Origin of the sequence: Nocardiopsis salina YIM 90010, assembly GCF_000341025.1 — a bacterium.
GTDB classification, from domain to species: Bacteria; Actinomycetota; Actinomycetes; order Streptosporangiales; family Streptosporangiaceae; genus Nocardiopsis; species Nocardiopsis salina.
Window position 1 is genome coordinate 1 of the sequence record NZ_ANBF01000133.1, and the last position, 14,757, is coordinate 14,757.

Genomic DNA, 14,757 nt, shown 5'->3' on the forward strand with positions numbered 1-14,757 from the left:
TTCTGTCAGGGGGAGAGGGATCAACCCTCCTCGGAGCCCTTCTTCTTCTCACGCTCGGCCGCCTTGCGGGCCTTGCGCTCCTCCCTGCGGGAGCGGCGCTCGTCCTTGCGCCGGGCGCGTCCGGCCCTGCGGCGCTCCTTGTCGTCCGCGTGCTGCTCGCGCCGGGCCTCCTTGGCCTCGGCCTCCTGCTCCTTCTTGACCGCCTGGGCGTAGCGGTCGACGTACTCCTGGCCCGAGAGCTCCATGAGCGCGTACATGATCTCGTCGGTGACCGCGCGCAGGACCCGGGGGTCCTCTTCCATGCCGTAGTAGCGGGAGAAGTCGAGGGGCTCGCCGAACTTCATCTGAGGGCGCACACCCAGTTTGGGCACGGTGCGTCCCGGGGGCATGATCTTCTCGAGGTTGATCATCGCCATCGGTACGACCGGGGCCCGCGACTCCAGGGCCAGGCGGGCCACGCCGGTGCGGCCGCGGTAGAGCTTGCCGTCGGGGGAACGGGTTCCCTCGGGATAGATGCCGAGCAGGTCGCCGCGTTTGAGCACACGCAGGCCGGTGCGCAGGGCCGCCTCGCTGGCCTTGCCGCCCGCGCGGTCGATCGGGATCTGACCCACGCCGCTGAAGAACGCACGGCTGGCGAAACCCTTGACCCCGGTCCCGGTGAAGTACTCGGACTTGGCCAGGAACGTGATCTTGCGCGGTAGTGGCAGCGGGCCGAAGAAGTGGTCGGAGAAGGACAGATGGTTGCTGACCATGATGGCCGGGCCGCGGCGGGGCACGTTCTCCACACCCTCCGCCCTCGGCTGCCAGAGCACGGCCAGCAACGGCCCCAGGATCGCTTTGACCACCCAGTAGAACAATCGGATCACCCCTGCAATGGCGGGGAGCTCTGGGCAGGGTCCACCGCTGTCCACATTCCCGCTCGGTCGACTTGGATCAGGACATACCCGCCGGGGGTGGCGGATGATGGTCGGCTGACGTGGGCCATCTTCCCATCGGGCGACGGCATCTGCCAAAGCGCCTGTGATCGGGCGGCCAGGCCGGACCCCCACGAGGATACTCATGCGCTGTCTCCGGCCGACCGCCGCCCTGCGTGGATCCGCGCCCGCGCACGCGCGTGGTGGGCAGTGTCGGCCCCCGGGCCGCAGGGGCGGGGTCCGGGTGCAGGGCCGGAACGGGCAGGACAGGGGCCCAGGCCCTCCTCGGGGCGCCTGCCGTCGCTTCGACGGGTACTTCGGCGGGGGTGTCGCTCGAGGGTGGTGGCGGGTGACTGGGTTGGTTTGTGCGCCGGAGGCGTCCGTTGAGGGTGGTGGCGGGTGACGGGTGGGCAGCAGTGCTCTCGCGAGGCCGAAGAAGGAGTGCCCCCACTGTGCGTACCCGGCAAGCTCGGCGGTTTCGCGCAGCCGGCCCCGGGTTGGGCCTCCTGTGGACCGACGAGAACGCAGCGAGAGTGCCGCTGGGGCGCCGCGCAGCAGGTTACGGTGGCCGCCGAGCAGGACCTATTGTTCAGTCATGGCATGCGCCTGCCCGAACGGCTAACCTCGCAAGTCGGACACGCCCCACGGCCGGCGCCGCCCGGACGCGCCGAACGATCCCCCGGGAGACACCTCCGTGACATCCACCATCCCGACCAGACCGGACCCCGCGTTGCTCCCAGGGGCGGCACCCCTCAGCCACCGGGGTTCCCGGGTCGGGGCGCTCCTGTGCCACGGCTTCACCGGTTCACCGCACTCGATGCGCCCCTGGGCCGAGTACTTGGTCCAGGCCGGGCTCAGCGTCGAGATGCCCCTCCTGCCCGGTCACGGGACGGTCTGGCAGGACATGAACCTCACGACCAGCGACGACTGGTACGCCGCGGCCGAACGCGCCCTGTTCGACCTCGCCGAACGCTGCGACGAGATCCACGTGATGGGGCTGTCGATGGGCGGGGCGTTGAGCCTGCGTCTGGCACAGGACCATCCCGATCTCGTCTCCTCGGTGGTCCTGGTCAACCCCTCCCTGGTGTTGGAGGACCTCCGGCTCCCGCTCATCGCGCCGTTCAGGCGCCTGGCCGCCCGCCTGCTGCCCTCGACGCCCGGCATCAGCAACGACGTCTCCCGGCCCTACACGGGAGAGGGCGGCTACGACCGCGTTCCGACGGCGGCCGCGGCGACACTCCCGAAGTTGTGGCGCGCGGTTCAGGAGGGGATGTCCGGTTTGCGGGCGCCGGTCCTGGCCTACCGCAGCACCCAGGACCATGTGGTCGGCCCGCGGAGTCTGCGTATCCTCGCAAGGAGAGCGGTCAACACCAGAGTGACGATCCACCTGCTCCGGGACAGTTACCACGTGGCGACCGTCGACCATGATGCGACCACGATCTTCGCCGGAAGCCTCGCGTTCGTGCGAGAGCAGAAGAGGAGCGGGGAAGGAGCCGACCGATGACACAACGTCGGGAGAACGGCCTGCTCGCCGACGCCTACGTCCCGCTGATCCTGCTCTCCCCCTCGCACGCCGACCACATGCTCGAGGCCCTGCGCCGCAGCGGCATCGCCGCCTACGCGGTTCCGCTCGACGAGGACGTGCTCGAACCGGCCGGCGGCTCCGACGAGGACCCCCCGACCGACCACCTCTACGTCGATGCCGACGAACGCTCGGCGGCCGAACACGTCCTGGGTGCCGAACTGCCCGGGCTGGACGACGACGAGGACGTCTCCGACCTGCTCGCCCCGCGCGGGCTCCCCGGGCAGGACGCCGCCGGCGACCGGGCCCCCGGGAGCGCGGAGAGCGCCGTCGGCGGCGACCTGCTGGACGGGCCGTTGGAGGAGGGCCCCGACAACCGAGAGGGGACCGCTTCCGACGACGAGGTCTGGAAGGACCTGGTCGCCCGCTTCTACGACACCGCCTCCGAACCCGACCGGGACACGGCCTCCTGGCCCGATGCCGAGAACATCGGCCACGGCGACCGCGAGGACGACTCGCCCGCCAACCGCATCGGCGACCTGCTCGCCTCCCGTTCCCGCCGCCGCGACGAACGCGACGACCGGGACGAGGACTCCGCGGAGGAGGACGAGGAGCGCGCCGCTCGCCGGGCCGAGGAGGAGATCGAGGGTCACTACGAGCCCCCGCCTCCGCCGCCTCTGCTACAGGGGGACAAGGTCGGCATCGCCGCGTGGTTCGGCCTGCTCACCGCCCCCGTCGTGCTCTTCGGCTCCGCGTTCCTGGGTATCTCGCTGCCGAATTGGATCATGCTCGCCGCGGTCGTGGCGTTCCTGACCAGCTTCGTGGTGCTGGTCCTGCGTATGACCGACAGCCGCCCGCCCGGCGACAACGGACCGGACAACGGGGCGGTGGTCTGAGCCTGGGCTTCGACGTCCCCCTCTGGCGCACGTTCGCGCTCTACCGCGCCGCCGCGCTGGTCCACGCCCTGGTCCTGATCGTCCAGCACCACGAGCACCTGATCCGTCCGTGGCTCGCCTGGGGCGTGCTCGCGGTCATGGCGCTGTGGACCGTCGTGAGCGCCCGTGCCTACTCCCACCCGCACCTGCGCGACGCACGGATGCTCACCGCCGACCTGGCGGTGGCGTTCGCATGCCTGTTCGCGACCGGTCTGGCAGCCGGCCCCCACTACCTGACCCAGGCCGCACCGCTGAGCGCGTACTGGTTCGCCGGGGCCGTGCTCGCGGTCGGGGCGATCGCGGGCGTGCGCGCGGCGATCCTGGTCGCGCTCGTGTACGGTCTCGGTGATCTGGCGCTGCGCGAGTTCATGGGCGCGGCCGTCACCGGGGCCACACTCCGCGGAGTCGTCCTGCTCCTGCTCGCCGGTACCGCCGTCGGGTACATGGCCCGGGTCGCCCACCGCGCCGAGGAACGCTTCGCCCGCGCGGTGGAGCTGGAGGCCCGCATGCGCGAGCGCGAGCAGATCGCCCGCTCGGTGCACGATTCCGTGCTCCAGGTGCTCTCCCTCGTACACCGGCGGGGTGAGGAGGCCGGGGGAGAGGCCGCCGAACTGGGACGCATGGCCGGCGAGCAGGAGGTGCGCCTGCGGGCCCTGATCAGCGGAACCGAGGCCCCGGTCCAGGACACACCCGGAACAGCGGACCTGCGTGACCTGCTGCGCCCGGAGGAGAGTTCCCTCGTATCGGTCTCCGGACCCGCCGAACCGGTCGATCTGCCCGATCGCACCGCGCGCGAGATCGCCGCCGCTGTGCACGCCGCCCTGGAGAACGTGTCCCGCCACTGTCCCGAAGGCACCCGTGCTTGGGTCCTGGTCGAGGACGAGGGGAGCGGGGTGACCGTCAGCGTGCGTGACGAGGGTCCCGGTATCGCCGAGGGCCGGCTGGAGGAGGCACAGCGCGAGGGGCGGTTGGGAATGGCCCAGTCGGTGTTCGGCCGGGTACGGGACCTCGGAGGCAGTGTCGACGTGGTGACCGGGCCCGATGAGGGAACCGAGGTCGAGATCCACCTGCCGCGTTCCTGAGGTGCCCGGCTGCGCACGCGCCGCCCCCGGCCGCGGGGTCAGAGGTCGGGGCCGTCCCCGGGCTCCTCCTGGGCGGAGAATCGCTGCTCCAGCCACGGGTCGGCGCGATTGTGGTACCCGCGCTCCTCCCAGAATCCGCGGCGGTCAGCGGTCATGTACTCCACCATCCGCAGCCACTTGACACTCTTCCACCCGTACAGGTGCGGCACCACCAACCGCAGGGGGTGTCCGTGCTCGGGTGCCAGAGCGAGGCCGTCGCGGTGGGTGGCCAGTACCACCGAGGGCGACAGGAAGTCGGACATGCGCAGGTTCGCGCTGTAGCCGTACTCGCCCCACACCATCACGTGTGTGGCCTCGGGGGAGGGCGGGGCCAACGTGACCAGGTCGAGCGCGCTCACCCCGGACCACCGCACCTGGGGGACGCTGAAACGCATCACGCAGTGGAAGTCGCTGACCGACTCCGTACGCGGCAGCCCCTGGAACTCCTCGTACGTCCAGCGGTAGGTCCCCAGGTCCTCGGTCGCACCCACCACCCGCAGGTCCCAGCGTTCAGGCCGGAAAGCAGGGACCGGGCCGTAGTGCAGTGCCTTGTGCTCGTACCGGGCCGCTTGTCCGGGCGGGAGTCGGGGCGTTGCCTCCCCGCCCCGCCTGTCGGGCTCCGTTCCAGCCGGCAATCGGTCCCCCGTTTCATGTGTCGGCGCCGGATCCCTGCCATCCTGCCAGGGGGTAATGGAGAGACAGATCACTCCCCCCGTCCTTGTGTGGGAGCGCGGGCCGTGCGTTATAGTCACTCGCATGCAGCGGAACTTTTGGCGCTTTTATGGCTACCGGCCCGTATCCCGGACGGTCGCCTGTAAAGCGCTGCGCTGACACAGACGACTTCACCAGGAGCCCCGGGCCGGACAGGCCCGGGGCTCTCTGCGTTCCGGGCGAAGGTCCCCCGGCGGTTCGAACCGCACACGAAAGACAGGGACAACCCACATGGTCATCGTCATGGCACCGGACGCCACCTCCGACAACATCGACGCGCTCGTCGAACTGGTCTCCTCCGCCGGAGGTGAGGCCTACGTGACGCGCGGGGTCAGTCGCACCATCATCGGCCTGGTCGGGGAGGTCGACCGGTTCCAGGACCTGGGCCTGGCCGCCAAGCCCGGGGTCGCCGAGGTGCTGCGCATCTCCGCCCCCTACAAGCTCGTGAGCCGTGAGAACCATGACCGCCGTTCCGTGGTGAGCGTGCGCGGCGTGCCGGTCGGCGGCGACCACATGACCGTCATCGCAGGCCCCTGCGCGGTGGAGACGCCCGAACAGACCCTGGAGGCCGCGCGCATGGCCCAGGCCGCGGGGGCGTCCCTGCTCCGCGGCGGTGCCTACAAGCCCCGCACTTCCCCCTACGCCTTCCAGGGCCTGGGCGAGGAGGGTCTGAAGATCCTCTCCGACGTGCGCGACGAGACCGGGCTGCCCATCGTCACCGAGGTCGTGGACGCGAACGACGTCGAGCTGGTCGCGTCCCACGCCGACATGCTCCAGATCGGCACCCGCAACATGCAGAACTTCGCCCTGTTGCAGGCAGCGGGGGACGCCGGAAAGCCGGTTCTGCTCAAGCGCGGCATGAACGCCACCATCGAGGAGTGGTTGATGGCCGCCGAATACGTCGCCCAGCGCGGCAACCTCGACATCGTGCTGTGCGAGCGAGGGATCCGCACCTTCGAGAAGGCCACCCGCAACACGCTCGACATCAGCGCCGTGCCCGTCGCGCAGAACCTTTCACACCTGCCGGTCATCGTCGACCCCTCGCACTCGGGCGGCAAGCGCGAACTGGTCCTGCCGCTCTCCCGCGCGGCCGTGGCCATCGGCGCCGACGGTGTCATCGTGGACGTGCACCCGCACCCCGAGACCGCGCTGTGCGACGGCCCGCAGGCCCTGCTCGAGGGCGACCTGGCCGAGCTGCGCGACCTCGTGGGCACGCTCGCCGCGCTCAGCGGACGCACCCTGACCCCGGCTCCCGGGCAGGAGCTGGCCGGCCTCTGAGGCCCGTGCAGGCCCCGGGCACGGAACGGGCCCCGGTGCCGGAAACGGAGCGCATCCGTTCCCGGCACCGGGGCCCGTCGGGCGCGGGGGCACGGTGGGCTCAGGCGCGTACCGCGGCCGCCGCCGGGCTCTGCTCGACCCGCGAGGGCGCTTCGTCCCCGAGGAAGCTCGGCTTGTGGCGCTGGGCGTTGGCGACCAGGTGCTCGGCAAGCTCCTCTGCGTCCAGGCGGCGCTCGATCTGGCGCAGGTCAGGGATCTTGGCGGCCGTCTCCACCTGACGCGGAGTCAGCATGGTGCAGCAGTCCTCGTCCGGGAGCTCGGAGATGCCCAGCGTGCGGATCTTGCGGGCCTCGCCCATGATCTCTGCCTTGTCCATCCCGATGAGCGGGCGCAGGATCGGCAGGTCCACGGCGTCGTCCAGCGCGGTGATGTTGGTCATCGTCTGGCTGGAGACCTGACCCAGGGCATCACCGGTGATCAGGCACTCGGCCTTGAGATCGTCGGCCAGGGCCTCGGCGGTCTTGAGCATCAGGCGGCGCTGGGCCACGATCTGCAGGCGCTCGTTGCCGGAGCTCTTCAGCTGCTGTTGCGCCTTGCCGAAGGGCACCACGAACAGGCGTGAGCCCACCTGGAACCGGTCGAGCTGGCGTACGAGGCTGTAGGCCTTGTAGATCGACTCCGGGCCGGTGAAAGGCATGCCGGAGAAGTGCAGGAAGTCGACCTTGAGCCCGCGACGGATCATACGGTGCGCCGCCACGGGGGAATCGATGCCGCCCGACATCAGTACCAGGCCGCGGCCGCTCATCCCCGCGGGAAGGCCGCCCTGTCCTGGGATGCCTTCGGTGAACACGAACGCCTCGTCCTTGTCCACCTCCACGTGCAGGGTGTTGTCGGGGTTCTTGAGGTCCACGGCGTACCCGTGCTCCTCGATGATCCGCGCACCCAGGTATCCGGCCAGTTCCGAGGAGGTCATCTCGAAGCGCTTGTCGCGGCGGCGGGCGCGCACCGCGAAGGTGCCCTCGCGGTCGGCCATGGAACGCACACCGATGTCGGTGATCGCGTCGAGGTCCTTGCGCACGCGGCGCACCAGGTGAACCCAGACCACACCCATGACGTCGGACATGCGGTCGGCGATCTCGGCGACCTCGAGGTCGGAGGCGCCGGGCTTGCGCACGATGATCACACCCGCCCCGCGCTGGGACAGGCGAATGTCACCCAGGTCGCGTACGGAGTTGCGGATGTTGTTGTGCAGGCGGCGCTCGAAGAGCTTGCGGTTGGAGCCCTTGAGGACGATCTCGCCGAGCTTCATGAGCACGCAGAGCTCGCCGAGCCCGGCGTCGGCTCCGACCTCGGCTGCGGGGAGCGGCGCGGACTCCAGCGACGCTGACATGGTGCTACCTCCGGAAAAGACGATGCCTTCGCGACCCGGTTCGGGGAGAGGAGGGTCGGTGGCGGGACCGGGCCGTTCACCGCCGCCTTCCAGTATCGAACAATCCCCGGAGCGCTCGGTACATTCCCGACCGGGCCGTCGATCGCCTGTGAGGGCCGACATGGCGCACGTCGGCCCCTCCGCGTGAAGGGGAGGGGCCGACGGTCCGGGCGGCGTTACGCAGGCAGAGCCTGCGAGGGGTCAGCCGAAGAAGACCTCGGCCTCCTCGTAGCGCTCGGAGGGCACGGTCTTGAGGGTGTCGGTGGCCTCGGACAGGTCGACGCGGACGATGTCGGTGCCCTGCAGAGCCACCATCCGGCCGAAGGCCTGCTCGTGCACGGCCTCGATCGCGTTGACGCCGAGGCGGGTGGCGAGCACGCGGTCGAAGGCGCTGGGGGTGCCGCCGCGCTGCACGTGGCCGAGGACGACCGAACGGGCCTCCTTGCCGGTGCGCTGCTCGATCTCGTCGGCGAGGCGCTGGCCGATGCCGCCCAGACGGACGTGGCCGAAAGAGTCCGTCTCCCCGGTCGCCAGCTCCATCTGGCCCTCCTGCGGGTGGGCGCCCTCGGCGACGACGATGATCGGCGCGTACTGGGTCTCGAAGCGGCTCTCGACGTGCTTGACGACCTCGTCGATGTCGAAGGGGCGCTCCGGGATGAGGATGACGTTGGCGCCCGCGGCCATCCCCGAGTGCAGGGCGATCCAGCCCGCGTGGCGGCCCATGACCTCGACCACGAGCGCACGGTGGTGCGACTCGGCGGTCGTGTGCAGGCGGTCGATGGCCTCGGTGGCGATGTTGACCGCGGTGTCGAACCCGAAGGTGTAGTCGGTGGCGTTGAGGTCGTTGTCGATGGTCTTCGGGACACCGATGACGTTGACGCCCTGGTCGTGGAGCTGGCGTGCCACCCCGAGGGTGTCCTCGCCCCCGATCGCCACGAGTGCGTCGACGCCCAGTCCGGCCATGTTGTCCTTGACGCGCTCGACCCCGCCCTCGATCTTCATGAGGTTGGTGCGGGAGGAACCCAGGATCGTGCCCCCGCGCGGGAGGATGCCGCGCACGGCCGACACGTCCAGCGGTTTGGTCGCGCCCTCCAGAGGGCCGCGCCAGCCGTCCCGGAAGCCGATGAACTCGTAGCCGTAGTCCTTGATCCCCTTGCGGACCACAGCACGGATGACCGCGTTCAGACCAGGGCAGTCCCCGCCACCGGTCAGCACCCCGACTCGCATGCGACTTCTCCTCGACGTTGTGGGTTGTCACGGCGCAGGACGCCATATGGTCTAGACCATAGTGCGCTCGGGCTGTACAGGCCAACCCGTGCGGGCGCCGGGTTCCGGGAGCTCGCCGGCGCCGGGGACGCCACCGGTGGCACTCAGTCCCCGCCGCCGTCGATGCCCTGGTCGATGGCGTACCGCACCAGCTGTGCCCGGTTGTGCAAGTGCAGTTTGGTCAGGGTGTTCTGGACGTGGTTCTGGACCGTCCGGTGCGAGATGGACAGCCGTGACGCGATCTGTTTGTATGCCAGGCCTTTGGCGACCAGGCGCAGCACCTCGGTCTCCCGCGGGGTCAGACTGGGGGCCTGATCGGAGCGGTTGCCGCCCGGATCCTCGGCGCGGGCGGACAAGCGCCGGTACTCGCCCAGCACCAGCCCGGCCAGCCCGGGGGTGTAGACCGCCTCGCCCGAGTCGACCCTGCGCACCGCGTCCAGGAGCTGATCCCGGTCGGCCGACTTGACCAGGTACCCGGTCGCACCGGCCTTGACCGCCGCGAGCACGTCGTCGCCCTCCCCGCTGGCCGAGAGCACCAGCACGTGCGGGGGGTCGGGGAGCTCGGCCAGGCCTGCGATGAGTTCGACCCCGCTCATGTCCGGCAGGTGCAGGTCGACCACGGCCAGCGTGGGACGGGCCGCCGGGGCTATGCGCAGCGCCTTGGCGCCGTCCCCCGCCGTGCCCACCACGGTCGTGCCGGCCTCCTCGAGGTCGCGCGCGACCGCTCCGCACCACATCGGGTGGTCGTCGACGACCAGAACCCTGATCCGCTCGAGCGCACTGTCCATGGCCGGAACCCTAAGGCATCGCCATCGGCTCTCGGCCGGAACGCCGACGGCCGGGCCCCAGCGGAGCCCGGCCGTCCGGATTCTTCTCAGCCCCGGCGTCGCTCCGGGCACGTGTCAGTCGTCGTCGTCCTCGTCGTCATCGTCGCCGCCGAGGTCGATCCCGCCCGGGGTCGCGATGAGCTCGATCGTGGTGCCCTCGGGGGCGCTGTCCTCGTGCGACTGGCGTGCGACCTGGTCACCGCGCAGGATCCGCTCCACCTCGACCTCGAACCCGGCGTCCTCCAGCTCCTCGACGGCGTCGTCGAGGTCCATGCCGACCACGTCGGGCACGTCGGCCTCGGGCGGGCCGGTCGAGACCGTCAGCGTCACGGTGCCGCCCGGGCCCAGGCTGGTGCCGGTGTCGGGGCTCTGGCTGATCACGGTGTCCTCGGGGACGTCCTCGCTCTCCTCCTCCTCGACATCGACCTCCAGGTCGAGGTCCTCGAGGGCGGAGGTGGCCTCCTCCACGTCGCGCCCGGCCACCGCCGGGACGTCGATACCCCGGCTGATGGTGAGCGTGACCGCCTCCTCGCGGTCGGCGGTGCCGCCCGCGTCCGGGTCGGTGGAGAGCACCTCACCGGGCGGGGTGTCGTCGGCGTCGACCTCGTCCTGCACGATGTCGTCGGAGGCGAAGCCGCGGTCCTCGAGCTCCTTGGTGGCGTCGGCGACGTCCTCACCGACCAGGTCGGGCATGTCGAAGGTCTGCGGGCCCTTGGACAGGAAGACCGTGACCTGGTCGCCTTCGGACAGCCGGTCACCGATCTCCGGTTCGGTCTCGGCGACGGTGCCCGGCTCGGCCTCCTCGCTGTAGACCTCCTCCTGGGCGAGGTCGAACTCCAGCCCGGCGGCCTGGATCTCCGAGCGGGCCGTGTCGGTGTCGGACCCGGCCACGTCCGGCACGGGCTCGAACTGTCCGATCAGGAACCACCAACCGGCGACCAGGACGACCAGCGCCGCCACGGCCCCGCTGAAGGCGAGCACCCGGTTGCGGCGCAGCCACGAGGCCTCCTCGCGGCCGCCGTCCCCGGAAGCGCCGTCGTCGAACCCGGCCGCCTCCATGTCCACGACCATCGTCGCGTTCTCGGTGCCCGGGCCCGCGCCTCCCGCGATGAGCTGCGGCGCGGTCACCGTCGGGACAGATCCTTTCTGCGGGGCCACCGGCGCCATCGGACCGGACGTGTGCGGGTCGTCGGGCAGGCGCTTGAGCACCTCCAGCGCCTTGGCCAGGTACTGGCCGGCGTTGCTGGGACGGAAACGGGGATCGCGCTCGGTGGCCTTGGTGACCAGAGAGTCGACTTCCGGGGGCATGTTCGGGACGAACTGTGAGGGGCGCGGGACGTCCTCGTTCACGTGCTGGTAAGCGATCGCGATGGGCGTCTCGCCGGTGTGGGGCTGGCTGCCGGTGAGCAGCTCGTACAGCATGATCCCGGCTGCGTACACGTCGCTGCGCGCGTCGGCCAGGCCCTTCTCGATCTGTTCCGGAGCCAGGTAGGCGGCCGTGCCCATGAGGGTGCCCGTGCGAGTCAGCCCCTGGTTCGACTGCTCCACCGCGCGGGCCAGACCGAAGTCGGCCACCTTGACCCGGCCGTCCTCGGTGATGAGCACGTTCTCGGGCTTGACGTCGCGGTGCACCATCCCCGCCTGGTGGGCGGCGCCCAGCGCGGCCAGCACCGACGCGGTGATGTTGAGCGCGGCACGCGGAGCCAGGCGCCCCTTGGCCTTGAGCAGGTCACGCAGGGTCCGGCCCGGGACGTACTCCATCGCCAGGAATACGTGGCCGGTGTCCTCGCCCTGGTCGAAGACCTGCACCACATTCGGGTGGGAGAGCTTGGCGACCGAGTGCGCCTCGTTGATGAAGCGTTGGACGAAGGCGGGGTCCTGGGCGAGGGAGGGATGCATCACCTTCAACGCCTGCCGCCGGTCCAGACGGAGGTCGTGGGCGACGTAGACGGTCGCCATCCCACCCCCGGCGATACGGGACTCGACGAAGTAACGCCGGTCGAGTGTCGCGCCTACGAGTGGGTCGGAAGTCGTCATGTCCACGGCGGAGTCATTGTCCTTGCTGCGGGGAGCGCGGGCAGTCACGGTCGGCGTGGGCGATGCGGCCCGGGATGGCCGGGACGGCCGGGGCGGCCCGCGGGAGGGGCCGCACTGGGCGACGGCGCTCACCCGACACCGTGTGTCGAACCGACACGATAGCGGAATCCGGCGCACGCGCCCGCCCCGCGGTCGGCGGTCGTCGCCTCCGGGCCGCGTACGGCGCGGAGGCGGTGGCTCGTTCGGTGTGCGTCGAACGCACCCCACCACGGTAGGTGACACAGAAGGGCCCGTGGTGTCGGGCCCGTCACGCGGTACGGGAACACCGGGCTCCCGTACCGCGATATGCAGCCCCTGTCCTCAGGGCATGGGGGAGGAGGCCTGCGCGTACCGGCGCACCGGGATACGCCCGGCCAGACGTGCGGCCCGGCCGGCCCGCACGGCGTCGCGCATCGCCGCTGACATCAGACCGGGCTCCTGCGCGCGGGTGACGGCCGTGGCCAGCAGGACAGCGTCGCAGCCCAGCTCCATCGCCAGCGCCGCGTCGCTGGCCGTGCCGATGCCGGCGTCCACGATGACCGGGACCTCCGTCTGCTCCACGATGAGCTCCAGGTTGTGCGGGTTGCGGATACCCAGGCCCGAACCGATCGGCGCGGCCAGGGGCATCACGGCAGCGCACCCGATCTGCTCCAGGCGCCGGGCCAGGATCGGATCGTCGTTGGTGTAGGGCAGCACGGTGAACCCCTCGTCCACGAGCGTCTCCGCGGCCTCCAAGAGCTCCACCGGGTCCGGGAGGAGGGTGCGCTCGTCGGCGACCACCTCCAGCTTCACCCAGTCGGTCTCCAGGGCCTCGCGTCCCAGCCGAGCGGTGCGCACTGCGTCCGCGGCCGTGAAGCACCCCGCGGTGTTGGGCAGCGGACGGATCTTGTTGCGCCGCAGCACGTCCCACACCGAACCCTCCTGGGTGGGGGAGACGTGGCGCAGCGCGACCGTGGTCAGCTCCGTCCCGGAAACGGTCAGGGCCTCCTCGAGCACCTCCATCGAGGGGGCCCCGCCCGTTCCGGTGATCAGACGGGAGGTGAAAGTGGTGTCGGCGATGGTGAACGGGTCGTCCATGCGCGGGTCGAACATCGTCAGCCCCCCTGTACTGCGGTCAGGACGTCCACGCGGTCGCCCGCGCCGAGCGGGGTCGCGGCCCAGACCGGGCGTCGGACCACCTCGTCGTTGACGGCCACGGCGATACCGCCGGGAACCTCGCCGCCTTCGGGGACGGTCAGGTCGCGGACGACCGACTCGACGGTGGTCCCGGTCTCGTAGGTGCGCTCTTCGTTGTTGACAGTGAGCTTCACGTGTTGTCCTCCCGGTCGGCAGAGAACCGGCGTGCGGGGGCGGGCAGGGTGCCCTCGGTCAGGGCCTGTGCCATGGCCTCGCCCGTGGCCGGGGTGAGCAGGACGCCGTGGCGGAAGTGCCCGGCGGCCAGGTGGAGCCCGGGAACCCGCGTGGGTCCGAGCAGGGGTTCGTTGTCGGGGGAGCCGGGGCGCAGGCCCACGCAGGTCTCGGTGACCTCGAGCTCGGTCACACCTGGAACGAGCTCCCGGGCATCGCGCAGGACCTTCCAGAGCCCGCCCACGGTGAGGGAATCGTCGTGGCCCAGTTCCTCCTGGGTGGCTCCGACGACGATCTCTCCGTCCCCGCGCGGGACCAGGTAGACGGGCGAGCCCTTGACCAGGCCGCGCACGGTGCGGTGCACCAGCGGTTCCGAGCCCTCGGGCAGGCGGGTGCGCAGGAGCTGGCCCTTGACCGGGCGCAGGGTGGGAAGCACCGGTTCCGGCAGGGCGATGTCGTTGCCCCAGCACCCGGCGGCCAGCACCACCTGGTCGGCTCCGAGCGTCCGGCCGCCGGCCAGACGCACGGACAGGCCCTCGGTGACCTCCACAGCGCGGTCCGCGACCTCGCTCACGCCCGCGCGGTCGCCGGCCGCGGCCAGGGCGTTCAGCAACCGACGCGGGTCCACCGAGTGGTCCTCGGGTGCGAGTACCCCGCCGCGCACCGACGGGGCCAGCATCGGCTCGAGTTTGCGGCACGAGCGGCTGGTGAGGCGTTCGGTGGGTACCCCCAGGCGCTGCTGGAGGTCGTGCAGGTCGGTCAGGACGGCGAGGTCGTCGCGGTCGAAGGCGACCATGAGCGTGCCCGTCGTGTGGTGCCCCACGTCCACGCCGCTCGCGGTCTCGAGCTCGGAGACGAAGTCCGTGTAGAGCCCCGCCGAGTGAACGGCGAACTCCATGAGGGGTTCCTCGCCGAAGGCCGCCTCGGAGGCGGGCGTGAGCATGCCCGCGGCGACCCTGGAGGCCGAGCGGGCGTCGGAGGGTTCCACGACCGTGACGTCGAGTCCCCGCTGTGCGGCGCGCCAGGCGGTGACCCGCCCGGCCAGGCCGCCGCCGACCACGACGACACGGCTGCCCCTGCGGTCGGTGGTGGGATGTCTGGTGCGCATGGCGCTGTGTTCCTCTCCCTTCGCCGGCATGATCCGGATCAGGTTCGTGCGGTCGGCGGATCGGTCTCTCCGCCCTCTCAGCCGGGACCACCCGGCTCCCGCGGTCTTCCTCCAGTTTAGGGCCTGCTCGTCGGCCCCCGATTACGGGCGGCGCCCACAGGACAGGTCCTCGAACGCCCCGTGAACCCCCCGGCATCACGGGCCGGGTGGGCGTGAACCGGAC

General features: G+C 71.0%; 13 protein-coding genes and 1 riboswitch. Of the genes, 4 read left to right on the plus strand and 9 right to left on the minus strand.

The features are described from left to right. Positions 1-20: 20 nt before the first annotated feature. Positions 21-857: a lysophospholipid acyltransferase family protein gene (locus tag D474_RS0114920; protein WP_040703663.1), complete on the minus strand. Its 837-nt coding sequence runs from the start codon at positions 855-857 to the stop codon at positions 21-23. Positions 858-1,608: 751 nt separating this feature from the next. Between D474_RS0114920 and D474_RS0114925 the strand changes: the two genes are divergently transcribed. The 3 genes from D474_RS0114925 to macS are packed head-to-tail and all read left to right on the plus strand — an operon-like array spanning position 1,609 to position 4,453. Continuing rightward, positions 1,609-2,418: an alpha/beta hydrolase gene (locus tag D474_RS0114925; RefSeq protein WP_193374014.1), complete on the plus strand. Its 810-nt coding sequence runs from the start codon at positions 1,609-1,611 to the stop codon at positions 2,416-2,418. Further along, the gene (locus tag D474_RS0114930; protein WP_017614359.1) at positions 2,415-3,332 is read left to right on the plus strand and encodes a hypothetical protein; all 918 of its coding nucleotides are present in this window, start codon (positions 2,415-2,417) and stop codon (positions 3,330-3,332) included. Before D474_RS0114925 ends, D474_RS0114930 begins: the two co-directional genes overlap by 4 nt. Beyond that, positions 3,215-4,453: a MacS family sensor histidine kinase gene (gene macS / locus D474_RS0114935; protein ID WP_394296533.1), complete on the plus strand. Its 1,239-nt coding sequence runs from the start codon at positions 3,215-3,217 to the stop codon at positions 4,451-4,453. Before D474_RS0114930 ends, macS begins: the two co-directional genes overlap by 118 nt. A 38-nt stretch (positions 4,454-4,491) precedes the next feature. On the opposite strand, the gene D474_RS0114940 is transcribed toward macS, so the two are convergent. Beyond that, entirely contained in the window at positions 4,492-5,127 is a 636-nt protein-coding gene (locus D474_RS0114940) for a molybdopterin-dependent oxidoreductase (protein ID WP_026118504.1), read from the minus strand. Between the two features lie 307 nt (positions 5,128-5,434). On the opposite strand from D474_RS0114940, the gene aroF reads away from it, so the two are divergent. Beyond that, positions 5,435-6,481, plus strand: a complete 1,047-nt coding sequence (gene aroF / locus D474_RS0114945) for a 3-deoxy-7-phosphoheptulonate synthase (RefSeq protein ID WP_017614362.1) — start codon at positions 5,435-5,437, stop codon at positions 6,479-6,481. 100 nt (positions 6,482-6,581) lie between these two features. On the opposite strand, the gene thiI is transcribed toward aroF, so the two are convergent. From thiI to thiO, 7 genes are all read right to left on the minus strand, one after another. Next, a complete protein-coding gene (gene thiI, locus D474_RS0114950) occupies positions 6,582-7,871 on the minus strand; it encodes a tRNA uracil 4-sulfurtransferase ThiI (RefSeq protein ID WP_017614363.1) in 1,290 nt (429 codons plus the stop codon). Between the two features lie 240 nt (positions 7,872-8,111). Continuing rightward, a complete protein-coding gene (locus tag D474_RS0114955) occupies positions 8,112-9,137 on the minus strand; it encodes a 6-phosphofructokinase (protein ID WP_017614364.1) in 1,026 nt (341 codons plus the stop codon). Between the two features lie 143 nt (positions 9,138-9,280). Next, positions 9,281-9,964, minus strand: a complete 684-nt coding sequence (locus D474_RS0114960; protein WP_017614365.1) for a response regulator — start codon at positions 9,962-9,964, stop codon at positions 9,281-9,283. 114 nt (positions 9,965-10,078) lie between these two features. Then, positions 10,079-12,046, minus strand: a complete 1,968-nt coding sequence (gene pknB / locus D474_RS0114965) for a Stk1 family PASTA domain-containing Ser/Thr kinase (RefSeq protein ID WP_017614366.1) — start codon at positions 12,044-12,046, stop codon at positions 10,079-10,081. A 354-nt stretch (positions 12,047-12,400) separates the two neighbouring features. Continuing rightward, complete coding sequence (locus tag D474_RS0114970) at positions 12,401-13,171, minus strand: thiazole synthase (protein WP_017614367.1); 771 nt, start codon at positions 13,169-13,171, stop codon at positions 12,401-12,403. A gap of 2 nt (positions 13,172-13,173) precedes the next feature. Then, positions 13,174-13,389, minus strand: coding sequence for a sulfur carrier protein ThiS (thiS, locus tag D474_RS0114975; protein WP_017614368.1), 216 nt, complete (start codon positions 13,387-13,389; stop codon positions 13,174-13,176). Next, a complete protein-coding gene (gene thiO / locus D474_RS0114980) occupies positions 13,386-14,534 on the minus strand; it encodes a glycine oxidase ThiO (protein WP_040703665.1) in 1,149 nt (382 codons plus the stop codon). Before thiO ends, thiS begins: the two co-directional genes overlap by 4 nt. A gap of 14 nt (positions 14,535-14,548) precedes the next feature. Next, positions 14,549-14,637: riboswitch (TPP riboswitch) on the minus strand. Between the last annotated feature and the right edge of the window lie 120 nt (positions 14,638-14,757).

Excerpts from the sequence above, each read along its gene's own strand:
- thiO (WP_040703665.1), bottom strand. The coding sequence starts at position 14,534 with ATGCGCACCAGACATCCCACCACCGACCGCAGGGGCAGCCGTGTCGTC.
- D474_RS0114955 (WP_017614364.1), bottom strand. The coding sequence starts at position 9,137 with ATGCGAGTCGGGGTGCTGACCGGTGGCGGGGACTGCCCTGGTCTGAAC.
- D474_RS0114960 (WP_017614365.1), bottom strand. The coding sequence starts at position 9,964 with ATGGACAGTGCGCTCGAGCGGATCAGGGTTCTGGTCGTCGACGACCAC.
- D474_RS0114930 (WP_017614359.1), top strand. The coding sequence starts at position 2,415 with ATGACACAACGTCGGGAGAACGGCCTGCTCGCCGACGCCTACGTCCCG.
- aroF (WP_017614362.1), top strand. The coding sequence starts at position 5,435 with ATGGTCATCGTCATGGCACCGGACGCCACCTCCGACAACATCGACGCG.
- thiI (WP_017614363.1), bottom strand. The coding sequence starts at position 7,871 with ATGTCAGCGTCGCTGGAGTCCGCGCCGCTCCCCGCAGCCGAGGTCGGA.
- D474_RS0114970 (WP_017614367.1), bottom strand. The coding sequence starts at position 13,171 with ATGTTCGACCCGCGCATGGACGACCCGTTCACCATCGCCGACACCACT.